Origin of the sequence: Streptomyces sp. NPDC051921 (assembly GCF_040680975.1) — a bacterium.
Taxonomy (GTDB): domain Bacteria; phylum Actinomycetota; class Actinomycetes; order Streptomycetales; family Streptomycetaceae; genus Streptomyces.
In genome coordinates this window covers 128,519-144,782 of sequence record NZ_JBFAXU010000005.1, presented here as the reverse complement: position 1 = coordinate 144,782, position 16,264 = coordinate 128,519, and the positions used below count along the sequence as shown (strand labels likewise).

Annotated in this window: 10 protein-coding genes; 2 read left to right on the top strand and 8 right to left on the bottom strand. The window is 69.6% G+C overall.

What is annotated here, in order from left to right:
- Positions 1 to 143 precede the first annotated feature (143 nt).
- From AB0M16_RS09130 to AB0M16_RS09095, 8 genes are all read right to left on the bottom strand, one after another.
- Positions 144 to 2,288: a DEAD/DEAH box helicase gene (locus AB0M16_RS09130; protein ID WP_365340474.1), complete on the bottom strand. Its 2,145-nt coding sequence runs from the start codon at positions 2,286 to 2,288 to the stop codon at positions 144 to 146.
- The gene (gene brxD, locus AB0M16_RS09125; RefSeq protein WP_365340472.1) at positions 2,288 to 3,613 is read right to left on the bottom strand and encodes a BREX system ATP-binding protein BrxD; all 1,326 of its coding nucleotides are present in this window, start codon (positions 3,611 to 3,613) and stop codon (positions 2,288 to 2,290) included. The genes AB0M16_RS09130 and brxD overlap by 1 nt, the downstream gene beginning before the upstream one ends.
- A gap of 43 nt (positions 3,614 to 3,656) precedes the next feature.
- Complete coding sequence (locus tag AB0M16_RS09120) at positions 3,657 to 5,411, bottom strand: AIPR family protein (RefSeq protein ID WP_365340470.1); 1,755 nt, start codon at positions 5,409 to 5,411, stop codon at positions 3,657 to 3,659.
- A gap of 37 nt (positions 5,412 to 5,448) precedes the next feature.
- Positions 5,449 to 8,352, bottom strand: coding sequence for a BREX-2 system phosphatase PglZ (gene pglZ / locus AB0M16_RS09115; RefSeq protein WP_365340467.1), 2,904 nt, complete (start codon positions 8,350 to 8,352; stop codon positions 5,449 to 5,451).
- Positions 8,349 to 12,272: a DUF6079 family protein gene (locus AB0M16_RS09110; RefSeq protein WP_365340465.1), complete on the bottom strand. Its 3,924-nt coding sequence runs from the start codon at positions 12,270 to 12,272 to the stop codon at positions 8,349 to 8,351. Before AB0M16_RS09110 ends, pglZ begins: the two co-directional genes overlap by 4 nt.
- A gap of 180 nt (positions 12,273 to 12,452) precedes the next feature.
- Positions 12,453 to 14,318: a DUF2075 domain-containing protein gene (locus tag AB0M16_RS09105; RefSeq protein ID WP_365340463.1), complete on the bottom strand. Its 1,866-nt coding sequence runs from the start codon at positions 14,316 to 14,318 to the stop codon at positions 12,453 to 12,455.
- Positions 14,319 to 14,472: 154 nt separating this feature from the next.
- Positions 14,473 to 14,655: a hypothetical protein gene (locus AB0M16_RS09100; protein WP_365340761.1), complete on the bottom strand. Its 183-nt coding sequence runs from the start codon at positions 14,653 to 14,655 to the stop codon at positions 14,473 to 14,475.
- 74 nt (positions 14,656 to 14,729) lie between these two features.
- On the bottom strand, positions 14,730 to 14,990 hold the full coding sequence (locus AB0M16_RS09095; RefSeq protein WP_365340461.1) for a hypothetical protein: 261 nt from the start codon (positions 14,988 to 14,990) through the stop codon (positions 14,730 to 14,732).
- 219 nt (positions 14,991 to 15,209) lie between these two features.
- Between AB0M16_RS09095 and AB0M16_RS09090 the strand changes: the two genes are divergently transcribed.
- Both AB0M16_RS09090 and AB0M16_RS09085 read left to right on the top strand, forming a co-directional pair.
- Positions 15,210 to 16,052 (top strand): DUF5753 domain-containing protein, encoded by an 843-nt coding sequence (locus AB0M16_RS09090; protein WP_365340458.1) that lies wholly within the window; start codon positions 15,210 to 15,212, stop codon positions 16,050 to 16,052.
- A complete protein-coding gene (locus tag AB0M16_RS09085) occupies positions 16,034 to 16,243 on the top strand; it encodes a DUF397 domain-containing protein (protein ID WP_365340456.1) in 210 nt (69 codons plus the stop codon). Before AB0M16_RS09090 ends, AB0M16_RS09085 begins: the two co-directional genes overlap by 19 nt.
- Positions 16,244 to 16,264 lie beyond the last annotated feature (21 nt).

Below are 16,264 nucleotides of genomic sequence, written 5' to 3'. Positions count from 1 at the left end.
ACGCGAGGGAAACGACTCTTCAGCCGCGGACGAGAACCGGCGCCTGAATACCGCTGATATACCCTCCGGGAAGGGGCGCAGCACCAACAACTCTATTGCACAGTTGGGTTGACGGTGGGTCGATAAAGCTGTGACTGACGTGACTACGCAGTCTGGAACCTGGTCCGCTCCGACAGCGCTGTGCGTGCCCCGTCGAAGTCCGCCAGCCTCGCCGCGACCGTCGCCGCGGCAAGACGTTTCGGCAATGCGGAAGAGAACTTCAGGCCCGCCACCGCCCGCCGGTCGACGTCAGGAAGGACCAGAGCAGGACCGGATTCCGCGGCCTTGAGGGCACTCCGCCACATGTCCTGAGTCAGGTCCTCCCGCAGGCGGACGCAGCAGTCGGTCGGACGCTGCACGGGGTCGGCGATCGCCCCCAGCGTCGCGCCGAGCGTCGCGTTGGCGCGGTAGCCCGCCCACGTCCACCAGCGGACGTCGTTTCCGTGCCGCACCACGAGGGTGCCGCCGGGATGCACCATGTGCGGCGCCTGGTCGGAGCGCCACTCTTGCAGACAGACGTCGGCCCTGCGGGTGAGCGCCACGGGCGGGTCCTCGCCCAGCAGAACCTCGCGCATCGCACGGGTGAGCGCGTACGAGAGGCCGGCGACCGATCCGCTGGACCACTTCGCGACACCGCCGCTCTCTACGGGCTCGACGAACACCCGCTTGCGGCCCCAGTCGATGAACGTCACCTGCCAGCTGCGGCCGGCCAGAAGCAGCCTGCGCGGGCCGGGACGCTCCTCCGTGAGGACCGAGGGATCCATCCGGCCGATCTCGGTGCGGCCGGACAACACGGTGAACTGGGGCGGCGCCGTGAAGGACGCTGTCAATTCGATGAAGTGCCGCCGTCCGAATCGACGCTCGGCCTCCTGGCCGATGAACAGCATGCCTCCATCCGACTCCAGGAACCCTTCGTCCACGAGGTGGCGCAAGACGGGAGCAGCGGAGCGGTCGAAGGGCGCGAGCCCGTTCCACTGCTCCGACCACAGCTGGTCACCCAGCTTGTGCTCCTGCAGGGCGACCGCGAGGAGCTGCTGGGCGACGAGGTGACGGGGCTCCGGCGGCGCCACGACGGGTTCGACCCAGTTCCGCCCCCACAGCAGGAGCAGTCCGGCGGCCTGCAGCAGCGTGTCCTTGTGAGTGGCCAGGAAGAGACAGTTCCGTGTGGAGCCGGAGCGCCGTCCGGTCCGGCCGATGCGCTGGAGGAAGGAGGCGACGGTGGCGGGGGCGTCGATCTGGATGACCCGGTCCAGGTCGCCGACGTCGATTCCCAGTTCCAGGGTGGAGGTGGCGACGATGACGCAGTCCCGTGCTTCGGCGAAGGCCTGCTCAGATCTGGCCCGCTCGTCGGCCGAGAGGGAGGCGTGCGAGAGGAACACGGTGACGTCCCGTGCCCGCAGCGCGGCGCCCAATTCCTCCACCTGTCGCCTGGAGTCGCAGAAGACCAGGCGCTTCTCGCCCCTGTGGAGGGCCGCGATGACCTTGGCGGCGTTGTCGAGGGACCCGACGTAGTCCAGTTCCACGTCCCCGGGCGGCGGGGAGGCGTTGCCGGCGGGAAGCGTCTTCGCGGCGGGCGAGGTGTCCGGCGAAACGACAGTGCCCGGACGCTGTCCTGCTTTCGCGCCCTGCAGCCAGGCCAGGAGCTCCTTGGGGTTGCCGACGGTCGCCGACAGCCCGATCCGCTGGATGGCCCGCCCCGTCACCCGCTGCAGGCGTTCGAGGACGGCGAGGAGGTGCCAGCCCCGGTCGTCGCCCGCGAAGGCGTGCACCTCGTCCACCACGACGGCCCTGACACCTCCCAGCAGGTGGGCGTGATCGGTCTTCACGCCGATGAGCATGGCCTCCAGGGACTCCGGCGTGGTCAGCAGGATGTCGGGCCGCTCGGTACGGATGCGGCGCCGCTGGGATTCCTTGGTGTCACCGTGCCACAGGGCAGCGCTGCGGCCGAGCCACTGGGCGTAGCCGTCGATGCGCGTCACCAGGTTGTTGAGGAGCGCCTTGAGCGGGCAGAGGTAGAGGACCGAGGTACCGGTCCAGTTCCCGGCGGTCATGGCCGAAAGGATCGGGAGGCAGGCGGCCTCGGTCTTTCCACCGGCCGTGGGCGCGAGCAGTACCGCGTCGACGCCGTCCATCACCGGATCGATGGCGGCACGCTGAAGGGGCCGCAGATCAGGCCAGCCGAGGGTGTTGACCACGTGGTGCAGGACCACGGGGTCAAGTCGGTCGACGGGGTCCGCGGCGTGCGTCATCACAGGTCCAGGTCGATGCCGTCGGCGGAGACCGCCGCGGCCAGGTTCCGTTCCACGTCCGTCAGTTCGCTGCTCGTCACGGTGAGGCGGTAATGCTGCCTCGGGTCGAAGTCCTCGAACTGGTCGATGCGGTCGAGAACGTCACCGACGAGCTTCTTCAGAAAGAGCCGGGGGGCCACACCGACCTTGCCACCGAGCGATCCTCCCACCGCGCGGGCGAGCTCGCCGATGTACGCATCGTCGGCCAGCGCCCTGACGCGATCAGGGGCCGTGGCACCGGAGGCGTAGAGGTCGCGGATGTTCACGCCGAGGGAGGTCAGCGAGTCCTGGGTGAACCCGGTCAGGCGCAGCTGCACCGCGCGCGGGTTGTCGAAGCGCGGATCCGTCGTGAAGTCCGTGGCCAGCCGCTGGGCGAGCGGTGCGAGCCGTTGGACGCCCTGCTGGCCGTCGAAGAACGCCGGCGTTCCCGTGATGACGAGGTAGAGGCCGGGGAAACGGCCGGAGTGGACCTCGTCGATGAGCTGGCGGAGGGCGTTCAGCGCCTTGTCGCGGGCGTCCGACCGTACCCGCTGGAGGGTCTCCACCTCGTCAAGGACGACGAACAGTCCCCGGTGCCCGGAGTCCCGCAGCACCGTCAGCAGCCCCTGGAGGAAGCCCAGGGCACCGAAGTGGTCGAGGTCCCCCCGTACTCCCGCGGAGCGGCGGGCGGCCGCGGCCACGTGGGGCTGGCCGCCGAGCCAGGCGAGGACGGCCGCCGCCGTCGCTTCGTCGCCTTCGGCGAGTGCGGACCGGTAGCCGCGCAGGGCGGTGGCGAAGGAAGGGGCGTGCCGTGAGACCTCCGTGAGCCGGGCGGTCAGCAGCCGCTCCACCGCGTCGTCCAGGTCTTGCTCGTCGGCGCCGTCCGCGAGAGCGTCCTCCTCCAGGGCGTAGAACCAGGCGTCCACCACGGGCCGCAGGGCGCTCGGCGGGAAGCTCGTCGTCGCCAGCCGTTCGGTGAGACGCCGGTAGACCGTCTCCAGCTTGTGCAGGGGCGTCTCCGTCTCCGAGACCTGGATCTCGGAGACCGCGAAGTTCCGCTGCTTGGCCCGCTCGCCGAGCCAGCGGGTGAAGAAGGTCTTGCCCGAGCCGTACTCGCCCCGGACGGCCTTGAACACCGACGCGCCGGAGGCGACCGCTTCGAGTTCCGCATCGAGGGCGGACTCGAAGCGGTCGAGGCCGGTGGCCAGCAGATCCAAACCGCTCTCGGGCACCGCTCCGCGCCGGAGGGCGTCGAGGGCGGTGCGCCGGCGGGCGGCGGATACGACGGTGGGACGAGGTGCGCTCACCCGCGCATTGTCCCATCGATGCGGGCACGAAATCCGAGGTCGGTCATCGGCGGGGCAGGACGCCGTAGCCGAGTGCCTCCGTGAGATGGGCGACGAACTCGGCGCTCTTCGCCGTCTTGTCCGGCCCCCACTGCCGCTCCTTCTGGAAGAGCACGAACTGTTCCTGGAGCGAGGACCAGAGCGACTCGAGGCGCGCGGTCGTGGGGAAGACGTCCTCCCGGGCCGCGTTCGCAAGCATCTCCGGCCTGTTGAACACGCGCCCGATCAGGTCGACCGCGCCGAGCATTGCCAGATGGAAGTGCAGGTTGGTGTGTTCGGAGCGGGAGACAGGCTCCGGGGCCGTCTGGAGGAACTCGTCCACCAGGCGCTGGGCCCGGGCGAGCCACAGGTACACCGGGAGCTCCGTCTTCTCGGAGAACACCCGCCGGTAGTCAGTGTCCGACTTCAGCAGGCTGGACGGCCTGGCCCGCGCGTGGTCCGGCTGCCCGAGCGCCATGGCCATCACGGCCTGGGCGAGGAGCGGAATGCTGACGATGCGGTCGGCCGGCTTGCCCTGGTTCCGGTAGAAGTTCTTGCGGCGGTCGTAGAACCACTCGTGCTCGAAGAAGTACGACTCGATTTGCCGCTGGATGTCGTCCGTGGCGCGCAGTGAGGCGACGGGCACGCTGGTCTGCCGGTTGGTGGCCCGGATCACCGCGTCGCGCGCGGCCTGGTCCGTGGTGACGAGGATCCGCACCTGCACGAGACGGTCGAAGACGGAGGCGGTCGGCTCGGCGGCGTACAGCTCACGCAGGGTTTCGTGGAGCGTGTAGGAGGTCTGGAGGCCGTTGACGATCTGCACGTCGGACAGGCTGAGGCGCTTGCCGACCGAGGTGGCCTGGGAGCACACGATCGTGATGCCGTTGTTGAGCCACCAGAATTCGGGTGCGTCGGCCTTCTGGAGCGAGGCGGTGATCTCCCGGTTGACCTCGACGTTGCCCTGGTAGTCGCGGACGTTCCAGTCGAAGATGTGCGACTTGATCGTGCCCGTCTCGTCGCTGAGGAAGTCGATGTACTCGCCCAGGCCGACCAGAGCGATGTGGCTCGTGTCGTGGGTGATGCTCTCCCGGTAGGGAAGCTCCAGGGTGTACGACGGGAGGGTGCTGGCCCGCTGCCACAGCTCGGCCGGACCGAGGAACTCGACCTCGCCCTTCGAGATGGCGAACGCCTGGGTGAGCTGGGCCTCCAGCAGCTTCGCCTTCGTCCGAACCTTGACGTGAACCTCGGACGCCTCACCGCGCGTCACGTACGAGAACTTGATGAGCATCGTGGGATGGCGGTGCGCCAGACGCTTCAGGGCGTCCCGGAAGAGCCTGAAGCGGGCCAGCAGGTCTTCGCTGAAGAGAATGGCGGCGGCATCCTCGTCGACCTCCATGTCCAGGAGGGTCTTGCAGGTGGCCGCGACCTTGTCCAGAGCCAGCTCGGAGAAGGTCTGGCTGGTCTTCGCCTGGACGAGCCACAGCGTCAGCTGCGTTCCCGCCTCCACGTGAGCGGCGGCTGACGACGGCGGCGACTGGAAGATCTCGCTGTCCTCGTGCAGCAAGCGCCCGCCGAGGAAGACGTAGGCCCCGTCGATGCCACCGTCGTTTCCGCCGCCGATGATGCCGGCCTCGATCTCTTCCTCCGACAGGCCGAAGCCGTGCAGGGCATGCTCGCTCGCGAACCGCTCGAAGGCTGCGTCGAACGACAGAGGGACGGTGCGGGCGTTCCGCCACTCCTCGATCATCTGGTTGATCAGGACACGGTCGTTTGCGCTCATGGCTCCCGGCTCATCGTGTGCAGGTGTGGACGGATGGTCAGTCCAGGTCGAACTGGACGCGCAGCAAGGGCAGGTCGAGGCGGACCGTCCTGCCGTCCGGCAAGGTCTCCAGGACCTGAACGCCGTCGTAGTTGAGGAGCTGACGCAGGATGGCGGCGAACCCGTCGGCCCGCGTCGTCGGATACGACACGCGCTGGGCCAGGGCCGTCACCGGCAGGGTGCCGCCGGCATCGATCAGGGCGCGGATCGCCTGTTTCAGCTTGCCCTCGGGGGGCTTGCGCGCGAGCAGCTCCTGCTGACCCTTGAACGTCTCCGATGCGAACAGCGCCGCGACGAGGGCGTCGTCGGGGTCGACCACGGCAGCGGTCACCAGTGCGTCCTCGTGCTCCGCTGCCGGAACGAGGGCGACGTCGAAGAGCGAGTCGTGGGTGCGCGCCAGCCGCTCCTGCTCCTTGCTGGGCTTCTGCTTGGCCGGACGCTTCGCGGGCACGGTCGGCTTGGGCGCCGGGGCAGCCACGGGCTGGGACGTCGTGGCCTCCAGGTGCCACCAGAGGGGCCGCTGGTCGCCCAGCTCCCGCCACGCCGGTGGCGGGGTGGCCCCGAACGGCAGGAACGCGAGGACGGGGATGGTGAACTCGGCGAGGGAAGCGCCCCCGTGGTAGCCAGCCTTCCGGGCCGTGTACCGGGAATCGGCATCCCAAAGGGCGACGATCGAGGCACCGGGCTCAGGCGCGACGACCCGGTTTCCTCGCAGCTCGATCTCCGCGGGGCCGATGTCACCACCCGGAGTCCGGTGACGGGCGGACAGGGGCGACCCGGCCTCGACCTTCGTCCCGTGCCGGTCCACCACGTGTCCGTGGTCACTGGTGACGAGTACGGCCATGCCCTGCTCCGCCGCGACCCGCGTCAGGTCCAGAAGCCCGGGGATGTGCGCCGCCTGCCAGGACCCGTCGCCGAGCTTCTGCTCCTTCGCGAGCCGGTCGTCGATGGCGTTGAGGACCACCGCCACGTGCGTACGGCCGTCATTCAGCGCCTCGGTGAGGGCCGGTCCGAACGTCTCGCCCGCGCTCTCGGCCCGTAGGTCGTCCTTGTGGAAGACGGCCGCGGGCGCTCCACCCCAGAGCGGAAGCCGGGGAAACAGCTGAGCCTCGTCCTTCTGCGTTCCTTGCACGAGACGCCCCGCGAAGAGCGAGGTCCGGGAAACGGCCGTCAACGTCGGCAGGGCAGCGGCCATGGCCCGGCGCTGCGGAATCCCGTTCTCCACCGGGTCGAACTCCGCCCAGGAGGAACGCAGTTCCTCACCCAGCTCGGTGGCGATGTCCGCACTCATGCCGTCGAGGACGAGCAGCAGCACTCGCCGGTCGCCGGGACTCTGGACAACGGGCTTCACGACCCGCTCCAGGAAGTTCTCCACGACCAGTCCCGTACCGGGCCCGCTTCCTCCAGCCGTCCAGGTCGCCAGCGTGCGGGCGAAGTCGCGGTCGATCTCGCGACGGCGCTCACGGATCCGAGCGGCGAGCGAGTCGTACGCGGCGGCGAGCGCCGGATCGGGGTCGCCGCCGGCCTCGATGTGCTCCAGGGCGCGGTCGACCCAGCCGGTCTCCTGCACGTGATGCTGTAGCGCGTCGAACACCGGCCGGTTCTCGTCGATCGCTTCGACGCTCAGCCACTGGACGAGCCGCTGACTCATCCTCGCTCGTTCGACCCGCGCCCGGTTCTCCGGACCCTTTGCCCGCCGGTGATCTTCCAGAGCAGTGACCGCGCGGGCGAGCGCTCCGGGCTCGCGCGCGGCCAGCGCCTGACCGACGGCCTTGAACCTGGCTTCCAGACCCACGGACAGGACGGGACTCGCCTCGGCCGCGGCCTCCGCTCCGAACTGGCGCACCAGTACCGAGGCCCGGTCCAGGGCCGTCTCGCTGGTCCTGCGTGCCTCGCGCGCCTCGTCGGAGCCGTCGCCACCGGCCCGGGCAGCCCTGGCCAGTAGACCCGTGACGTAGTCCTCCGCAGCCCGGCCGAAGGCCGCCGCCAGCACGTCGAACTGCTCGCCCTTGGCCGGGGGCCGCTCGCCGAACCAGCGCTCGGCCCGACCGCGTGCCGTGTACGTCGCAGCGCCCGGCTCTGCATGGCACCACAGCGCGGAACACACCAGACCGAAGGGAACGGCGTCAGGCCCGTGCTCCGCCTCGACCAGGGCGAGGATCGCCTGGCCTGCGAGTCCGGCCTGGTCCGGTTCGCCGAGGAATGACACGAGTCCGGATCGCTCGGGCCCGCGCAGTTCGAGAAACCTCTCGGGCCCGGTCGGCGTCACCGACCAGCCGAGCAGAGCGTGCGTGTCCAGGCTGTCGGTCGCCGCGGTGTGATCCCGTGGACCTGCTTCCCGTTCGTCTTGGTACGGCCCGAGCCGCAGGCGTCGCAGCGCGAGAGCGGACAGGGCGACGGACCGGGACAGCAGACCGCCGCCGAGGCGGTTCCAGCCGGCCGGAGGCGCGGCGTCCAGGAGCGCCTCCGCGGCCCAGTTGTCCTCCTTGAGCCGCGGATCGACCTGCTGGGCGCCGAAGGCGTCCCGGACCACGTCCCAGCTGTCGACCGCGTCGATGCGCTGCTTGTGGGCCCGGGCGAGGATTGCCGGGTCGAGCTCGTTCTGCTCCCGGTCGGTGAGGACGACGAGGACGGCCGGGCCTGCCGCTCGGTCGGCGAGGTGGTCGAGCACCAGCTCGTGCACCGCGAGCGGGGACGGCGCCGCCACGACGCGAGCGGACTGCCCGTCACCCCAGACCGGCTCGGCGGGCCCCTCCCACTGAGGGGTGGAGCGCAGCAGGACGGCGCGACGCCTGTCCCGGCCCGCGAGGGAGTCCGACAGGGACGACTGGGCAGACAGGTACTGAGTGACCGTCGCGAGGTTCAGCCGTACCGCGACCGTGCCGGTGGCAACCGTACTCATGACTCGACGACCCGCCAGGTGATCTCGATCGTGGCGCCGGGCTCCTGGGCCACCAGTTCCGCGAGTTCCGCCTGGAGCTCCGCGACGGCGCGTACGGCCGTCGTCAGACCCCCGCCGGACCGGCGCACCCGGCGACCCGTGCCGCTGCCGCCGGCAGCGGGACCGGTCCTCGGCTCGCTCTCCTCGGGGACCTGCGGGTGACTGGTCGGAGTGTCCAGGGCCACGTCGCCGGGCCGCGGAGTCGGGGGAGCAGGAGCGGACGGCGGGGTGGCCGCCGCACGGTTCCGCTTCACCAGCGCCAGGACGTCACGCTGAGCGCGCGCCAGGGCCTCCTTGAGGTCGTTGGTGCGCTGGTCGCTGCGAGCGGCGTTGCGGAGGGACTCGAGCAGCGCCTCGCCCTCGGGCCCCTCGGAAGAGGCCAGGTCGAGCGTGCTCCAGGAGGCCGAGTCCAACTCCTTCGCCACCGCACCGGCCTGCTTGATGGACGTCCCGAAACGATCGGGACTGACGGGGCGGAAGTCGAAGGCGGCCAGCGCCTCCACCGTCTTCCTGGCCCCCGCGGCACCCTGACCGGCCGAGCGGGTGAGCACGTCGAGCAACTCCACGGCCCGGCGGGCGATGGCGAGCCGCCCCGTCTCCACCGTCTCGTCCAGCTGGAGGAAGCCTGCATGTCGCTCCAGCTCAGTCACCAGCTGACGGGCCTCCTCGCGGTACTTGCCGGCCTCGGCGGCGATCAGCCTGGCCAGCTGGTTCACCATGCGACCCCGGCGCAGCGTCGGCGCGGGGACACCGAAAACGGTCGTGAACCGCTGCCGGGCGGTGTCCCAGTCCTCCTCCGACGGCAGCGGCTGGCTGCGCAGGGAGTCCTGCTCCTTGATCTCGTTCAGTCCCGGAGGAGGGTCGAGCGGCATGCCCGCCCGCACCCACACCCGGTCGTCCATCTCGGCGAACGAGGCCACGACGAGCCGGCTGAGGAAGGCGGGCAGGCCGCGCGGGGTCGGCCGGTCCGTCCAGTCGGTCAGCGTGATCAGGCTGAGGTCGCCGGTCACGCCCTGCTCGCGGGCCAGCTGCTGGAAGTGGTCGACCCAGTAGCGGGAGAGCTCGAAGTAGGCCTCCTTCTGCTGACCGAGCCGCAGCGGCCCGGCAACCCTGCGCATCAGGTTGCGATCGGCGGCCGGGATCTCGGCCCGCCCGTCGCGGGCCTCGACCGCCGCCTGGACGTGGCCGAAGACCTTCTTGGCATCGGCCTGCCGGACGGCCGTACCGGTGCCGTCGGGGTCGAGGTCCGGGTGCTCCGGGAACTGGCTCGCGAGCAGCTTGCCGGCGATGTGCCGGATGCCGTCGCGCAGGGACTGACCGAAGGAGAGCGTCAGCCCGTCGACCGCACGCAGCGACTGCAGATGGTCGGCGAACCCGAGCTCGACGTCGGTGGCCTTCTTCTCGGCGAGCCCGTAGGCCTGCTTGAAGGCCGCCTTGACGTTCTTGAGCAGGGACTCCCGCTGTGTCTCCAGGAGCCCCTTGGCGCGGGCCCGGTTGTCCGGGCTCAGGTGTCCCGCGTACTGCCCGTCGAAGCGCTGCTCGTCCGCGAGCGCCTTGTCGATGACGACGAGGCGGCGGAAGTCGGCGTACCGCTGGTGGGAGAGGTGGGTGGGCAGCCAGGCGACCGTACGGGACGGCTCGCCCTGCTTCTCGCGCAGCCGTCGCATGCGGTCGGCGTCCTCGACCGGCCCGTACTCCCCCTCGTCGAAGGGCAGGTCGATCACGAGTCGCCAACGCCCATCCATCTGGGGCATCAGGTCGTGATCGGGCAGCTCGTCCTCGTCCACGACGTTGCCGAAGATCACTTCGACGCTGCGCTCCGTGCCGCGCCAGACCAGGTTCAACTCGTCAATCAACTGGCCCTGATTGATGCCGAGTTCCTCGGCGAGGAGCCGCTTGGCAAGCGCGTTGCGGTTGCCGGGGTTGTCGTTGATCTGGGCGTTGGCGATGACCGAGTCCACGTCCACGCCGGACAGTTCGAGACGGACACCGGGGTTGGCCTCGGTGCCGGTCTCCTTGATCTCCGGGAAGCGGCCCGCCCACTCCGCGATCTTGTTCTTCAGGATGCCGTACTCGCGACCGGGGATCGGGGCGACGACGGAGCCGTAGTTGAGGGCCGACAGGCGGCGGATCGTGAGCTCGGAGAGCGCGGGGACGCTCGGGGCGAGAGCAGAGAGAAGCAGCGTGCCGACGATGCGGTTGTCACCGACGAACAGCTTGATCCGGCCGCGCAGCGCCGCGTCGGTGATGTCGTCGGGGCGGTTGGTGTACTTCTCGACGTCCTCCTCCGACACGTTGTGCGTGAGGAGGAGATAGGGGCGCAGCTTGGTCTTGTACAGCTTGTCCGCTGCCTCGAAGACGACCTTCAGGCTGTCGGTGAACGGCTTGTCGCCACCCGCGGTGATCAGCGGGTACAGGTCGCCGACCGGGATCAGGTCGCCGAGCCGCAGCTCGTTGCGATGGTTGGCGAGCAGCTGTCCCATCAGCTTCATACCGGTGCGGTTGCGCTGCAGCGCGGAGGACACGTGCACGAGGGTGTCCATGAAGGCCGGTGAGAACGGGTACGTGAGCCGGAAGCTCTCCTCGTCCGCGCCGACGCCATCCGCACCCCGGTCGGAACCGAGCAGGGTGTCCCAGACCTCCTGGCGTACCTTGCGCGTCTTGTCGAACTCCGCCTTGATGAGGGCCGCGGCGTCCGCGTCCTTCGGCTGGAGGAGGCGGGCGTGGGCGACCTGGGGGAGGTTGCGGTCCTCCAGGGTGATCTTGTCGAACCGGCCCGAGGCCAGGTTGAGCGTGTCCTGGATGGAGGACTCGGCCGCACCGGACACCTCCTCGCCGACGAGCTCGCGCAGGTCGCGCTGGCGGGCGATGAAGGAGACCACCGGGACGGCGCGGCGGGCGTCGCCCCCCTCGACGAAGTTCGTGATCTTGCTCGCCTCGCGGGCCACGAACTTCTGGTCGTGGATCAGCGTCGCGAGCCACAGGATCAGCTCGTCGAGGAACAGGATCAGACCGTCGTAGCCGAGCCCCTTCGCATGCTCGGCGATCACGGACAGGCCGGCGTCGAGCGAGATGAACCCGTGCTCGTCCTCGGCCGCGTTCTTGGTGAAACCTGGCAGCAAGTTGGTGCTCGCGTCGAGCACGAGGCGCGCCCGCAGCTCGGAGGGTGTGGAGGGCCGGACCAGGTTGAGGGCCTGGCCGCCCTCGTGGACCTCTTCCGCGGTGAGGGCGGTGTCGAGCAGCTCCGGAGTCCACGCCCAGGCGAGGGACTCGCCCCACTCGTCCTCTTCCTCGCCGTTCGCGTCCTCGGTCCCGTCCGCCGAAGTGAGACCGGCGATGACGGCCTGATCGCCCATGCTTGCCCGCATCGACCGGATGTTGTCGAAGAGGGCGTCGGTCCGGTACACCTGCGGCGTCGGCGCCTCAGGGTGCAGCTTCTTGACGTGGCTCACGTACCCGCCCAGGACCCGCTGTTCCAGAGCCTTGGCCCCGAGCATGTGGTACGGCACGAGCAGGAACTTCTTCCCGTCCGTGCCGAGCCACTCATGCTTCGTCAGTATCGGGTCGAAGTCGTCGCGCGCACGGGCCGCCGGGCTGCCGCTGAGCAGCGCGTGGAGCACGGCCATGAAGTGCGACTTACCGGAACCGAAGGACCCGTGGAGGTAGGCGGCCTTGGACGTGGCGCCGTCGAGCGCCGACTTGATGAGACCGAGCGCCTCGTCGAAGTTCTCCAGCAGCCGCTCCGTGACCACGTAGTCCCGGAGCGCGCGCTCCGCGCCCTCGGGGGTCGTCGCCTCCGAGAGCTGGAGCACGAAGTCCGAGGTGGAGACTTTCTCCTTGATGTCGATGACATCGCGGAGCAGGGGCGGCTGCTGGGCCATGGACGGTCTCACTCTCGACGGGCGGGCGCTGCCGACGGTACTGATGTGATGGTTGAAGCTCGTCCGATCGTATGGCGTCGGTCTGACAACGGTTGACCGTTTTCGGACACCGGCGGTCGGAGGCCGGTCGGGCGCCGGCCCGACGCGAACGGACCGAGGGCTGGGACGCTCCCTCGGGCCCTACGCCGGAGGGATCAGCGACCGCAGCTTGTCCCGCGTCTCCGGGTCGGTCGAGTAGATGACCATGCCGACCATCCCCCGCGTCAGCAGCACCTTGTACGTGTTCCGGACGAGCCGGTCGATGTGGGCGTCGGGCGTCGCCTTGGTGAACGACGGGTCCTTGGACGCCGCACGGTCCACCACCCACCGGTCGGTACGCCACACCAGGTCGGGCCCCACGATCACGCCGGACCAGTCGTACTCGAAGCCCTGCGCCGTGTACACACAGCCCACCTGCCCGAAGCCCGCCTTGTCGGTCGCCCACAGCGGCGCCGGCGGCGCCCCGAGGACCGACCGGTCCCCGTACACATTCCACGGCCGGGCCCAGTCCCCGATGACGACGTCGGCGGGCAGCGCCTGCATGTCCGGGGCGATCTTCGTCGTCCACTTCCAGCAGTAACCGGCCGACATCCGGGCCCCGTAGCCCTCGTCACGACGCGCGACGAGGAAGTCCTCGAGCTCCTGAGGGCTTTCGGCTATCCGCAGCTCCACCTTGCCGTCCGGCTCCCAGACGGTCGGCGTCCCGCCCTCCAAACCGAGCAGATCCGCGACCCACTGCACGTACGCGTCGCTGCCGCCGCAGCGGAACTGGCTGTCCAGGTCCACCACCGTGCACTCGAGACCGTGCTCGGCGGCGGCCTGCCGGATCTGCTCCTCGGTCCCCATCTCACCCGGCCGCACCACCTGGTGCTGGTCGAGCAGGAACACCGGCACCCGGGCCGCGTCGATCAGCTCGGACACCTGCGGCTTGCCGGTGCGCAGTGCGGCCTTCGTGTAGCGGTTGGCCGAGGTGATACGGAGCCGGTGCGCCTCGTCGCAGATCAGCACCTCGAGATCGTTCGGCTCGGCCTCCATGAAGCTGTTGAAGTACTTGAACAGCTTCTGCACCTCGGGCTTCCGCGCCCCCGCGACCTTGCGCATCGTCTTGGTGAACGACTGCGACCCGGTCGCGTGCAGGGCGGGCACGCCACGGCGGTACAGCTCGCCGAGCAACTGCATCGCGATCACGCTCTTGCCGGACCCGGGACCGCCGGTCACCACGATGACCTGCTTGTGGTTCGCGCCCTTGGCCTTGCGTACGGCGGACATCACGAGCTCGTACGCGAGCCGTTGCTCGTCGAGGAGCACGAACTGCTCACGCTCCCGCACCTCGGCCGCAGCGACGCTCATCAGCTGCTTGGAGGGGCGGACCTTGCCCTGCAGGAGTACGTCGGCGGCCTCGGCCCCGGGCTTGGGCGCGAGGCGCGAGCGCAGGAAGTCGAGGAACGCGCCGCGCTCTTCGCCCGTGTACATGCGCCCGTGGAGGGTCTCGGGCACGGTCCGCAGCGAGCCGACCCCGAACTCGGTTGCGTTGTGCAGGTAGGCCACACCTGCGACGGCCTCGGGAGTCCGCTCCACGGCACCGTTGAAGGACAGCAGGTACTCGCAGTAGCCCCGCACCTGCTCGATCGGGTTCAGGACGGGGTGCGCGTAGGCGTCGATCCGGCAGAGGAGCGGATCCTCCTCCTCGGGGTGCGCCTCACTCCACTGCTTGAGCTCCACGACGACGTACGAGGGCTCACCAGTGGTGGGGTGGACACCGGCCAGTATCGCGTCCGCCCGCTTGCTGGTGAGGGGCAGCCCGTACTCGACCATCACCTCGACGTCGCCGAGCCCGGCCTCGACGAGGGCGTTCGCGAGGGCGGGAAGGCTGCGCTCCCAGGAGCGAACCTCGGAGCTGCCGGGCTGGTGGCTGTGCTTGTGCCGGAAGTTCTCGATCAGGAGCAGCGCCAGAGAACCTTCGAGCGTGCGGGCGGCAACCGACGCCGCGGACTCACGGAACAGCAAGACAGGCCCCCAGGCAGCACAAAAAAGCTCGTGCGGGTGGGGGCGTGTCCTCGAAGTCCGCGAAGCGGAACGGAAGCCCGGCGGGCCGCTGAGATGATTTCGGTCATCTTAGGACAGCGTGTGGATCATGTGGAGGGCGCCTGTCCGGACTCCGTCAGGTCGCGGACGACGGCCCGTTCCCGAGGCTGCGGCGGCGCCGGCTGCGCGCGTTGGCTTCGGCGACGAGGGCACTCAGCAGCTCCGCGCCGGTGAGGGGATGAAGGTGGGTGGGCTCGACATCCCATTCACGACCACCGCCGAGGGGGCGGAGCTGGAGGTAGGGGCCTTCAGCGCCCATGACGCGGCCCACGTGGTTGCGGGCGGTGTCGAGGACGATGGCGCCGACGGGTGCGAGGTTGGTGTTGCTGCCGGTCAAGTGGCCAGCCCGTTCATGATCACGGCGGCGAGCGCGTGGGCGACGGGCGCGGAACAGATCCCGAGGTGGACGAGGGCGTAGGACGCTTCGGCCTCGCGGTCGTCCACCCATGGGGTACGGATGTCCATGGCGGGGAGCTGGATGCCGGCTCGGGTGAGCGCGGCAGCGAGAGCGTCGCGGGCGTCCAGGGCCTCCTGCACCTTCGGGCTGGGCGGAGCCTTCGGAGTATTGGCCGGATTGTGTGTGGCGGGTGTCATGGGGGTCACTCCTCGTGGGCGGATTGCACTGTTTCCCGGAGTCGCCGACGTGCGGTGGATTACGCTGCGTAATCCGGGTGTGACGAGGATGTGCCCGGATGTGGGCGAGCGGGCTGTGGACGGGGGAGTGCTTCCCCGGCCTACGACGCCGGTTCCACACCTTCCACGCCCCGTCCACACCTTCCGCCCGTGTGCGAGCGACTCGGAGGGGAGCGCGCCATGCCGCAGCGACGAGTGATCAGCGGCCGCAGCCAGGAACCACGGCAACGGTTCGCGGAGGAGCTGCGGAGACTGCGGGCCGAGCGAAGGATCAGCCTGCGGCAGCTCGGGGAACGGCTGGGCTGGGACTGGTCCTTGTTCGGGAAGATGGAGAAGGGCGAGACGATCAGCAGCCCGGAGGTCGTCCGGGCGCTGGACACGTTCTACGAAACGCCGGACTTCTTGATGACGCTGTGGGAGCTGGCGACGGGGGACAAGTCGCAGTTCAAGGAGCGGTATCGGCGGTACATGAAGCTGGAGGCGGAGGCGGTGAGCCTCTGGCACTTCGCGGTGAGTGTGGTGCCGGGGTTGTTGCAGACGCCGGGGTATGCGCGAGAACTGCTGTCGCTGGGCGGGCTCAAGGGCAAGGAGCTGGAGCAGCAGGTTGAGGCGCGGATGGGTCGGAAGACCTTGTTGGAGGGGGAGGATGCGCCGCCGTTCCGGACGATCCTGTCGGAGATGGCCTTGCGGACGGCCCTGCGGGACGTGACGGAGTGGCGGGAGCAGCTTGAGTACTTGGTCGAGATGGCCGACCAGCCGAACGTGACCCTTCAAGTGCTGCCCCAAGATGCGGGGCTGCACGGTTTGTCGAGCACGGACGTCTGGTTCCTGCGTCTGCCGGGCTGGCACACCGTGGCGTACACGGAGCACGGATACGGCGGCGAGCTCTTCGAGGAGAACGCTCTCGTCGAGCGCATGCAGCGTGCGTACGATGCGATGCGTGACCTGGCGCTTTCGCCGAACGAGTCGCGGAAAATGATCCTGTGCATGTTGGAGGAGCTGCCGTGCGATCCATTGACCTGAGCGCTGCGACCTGGCGCAAGAGCAGCCACAGCAACCAGGACGGCGGCGCGTGCATCGAGGTTTCCGACGACTTCACCCATGTCGTCCCGGTGCGGGACAGCAAGACCCTGCGCGGCCCGATTCTCGTGTTCCCGGCAGGCGGCTGGTCCTCCTTCGTGACGGCGGTCAAGACCGGGCAACTGTTCGGCTGAGCAGACGACAACGGCCCCCGC

What these genes read in the sequence shown, in the direction of transcription:
- AB0M16_RS09130 (WP_365340474.1), bottom strand. Translation starts at nt 2,288, where the DNA reads ATGACGCACGCCGCGGACCCCGTCGACCGACTTGACCCCGTGGTCCTG.
- AB0M16_RS09120 (WP_365340470.1), bottom strand. Translation starts at nt 5,411, where the DNA reads ATGAGCGCAAACGACCGTGTCCTGATCAACCAGATGATCGAGGAGTGG.
- pglZ (WP_365340467.1), bottom strand. Translation starts at nt 8,352, where the DNA reads ATGAGTACGGTTGCCACCGGCACGGTCGCGGTACGGCTGAACCTCGCG.
- AB0M16_RS09110 (WP_365340465.1), bottom strand. Translation starts at nt 12,272, where the DNA reads ATGGCCCAGCAGCCGCCCCTGCTCCGCGATGTCATCGACATCAAGGAG.
- AB0M16_RS09100 (WP_365340761.1), bottom strand. Translation starts at nt 14,655, where the DNA reads ATGGGCGCTGAAGGCCCCTACCTCCAGCTCCGCCCCCTCGGCGGTGGT.
- AB0M16_RS09095 (WP_365340461.1), bottom strand. Translation starts at nt 14,990, where the DNA reads ATGACACCCGCCACACACAATCCGGCCAATACTCCGAAGGCTCCGCCC.
- AB0M16_RS09090 (WP_365340458.1), top strand. Translation starts at nt 15,210, where the DNA reads ATGCCGCAGCGACGAGTGATCAGCGGCCGCAGCCAGGAACCACGGCAA.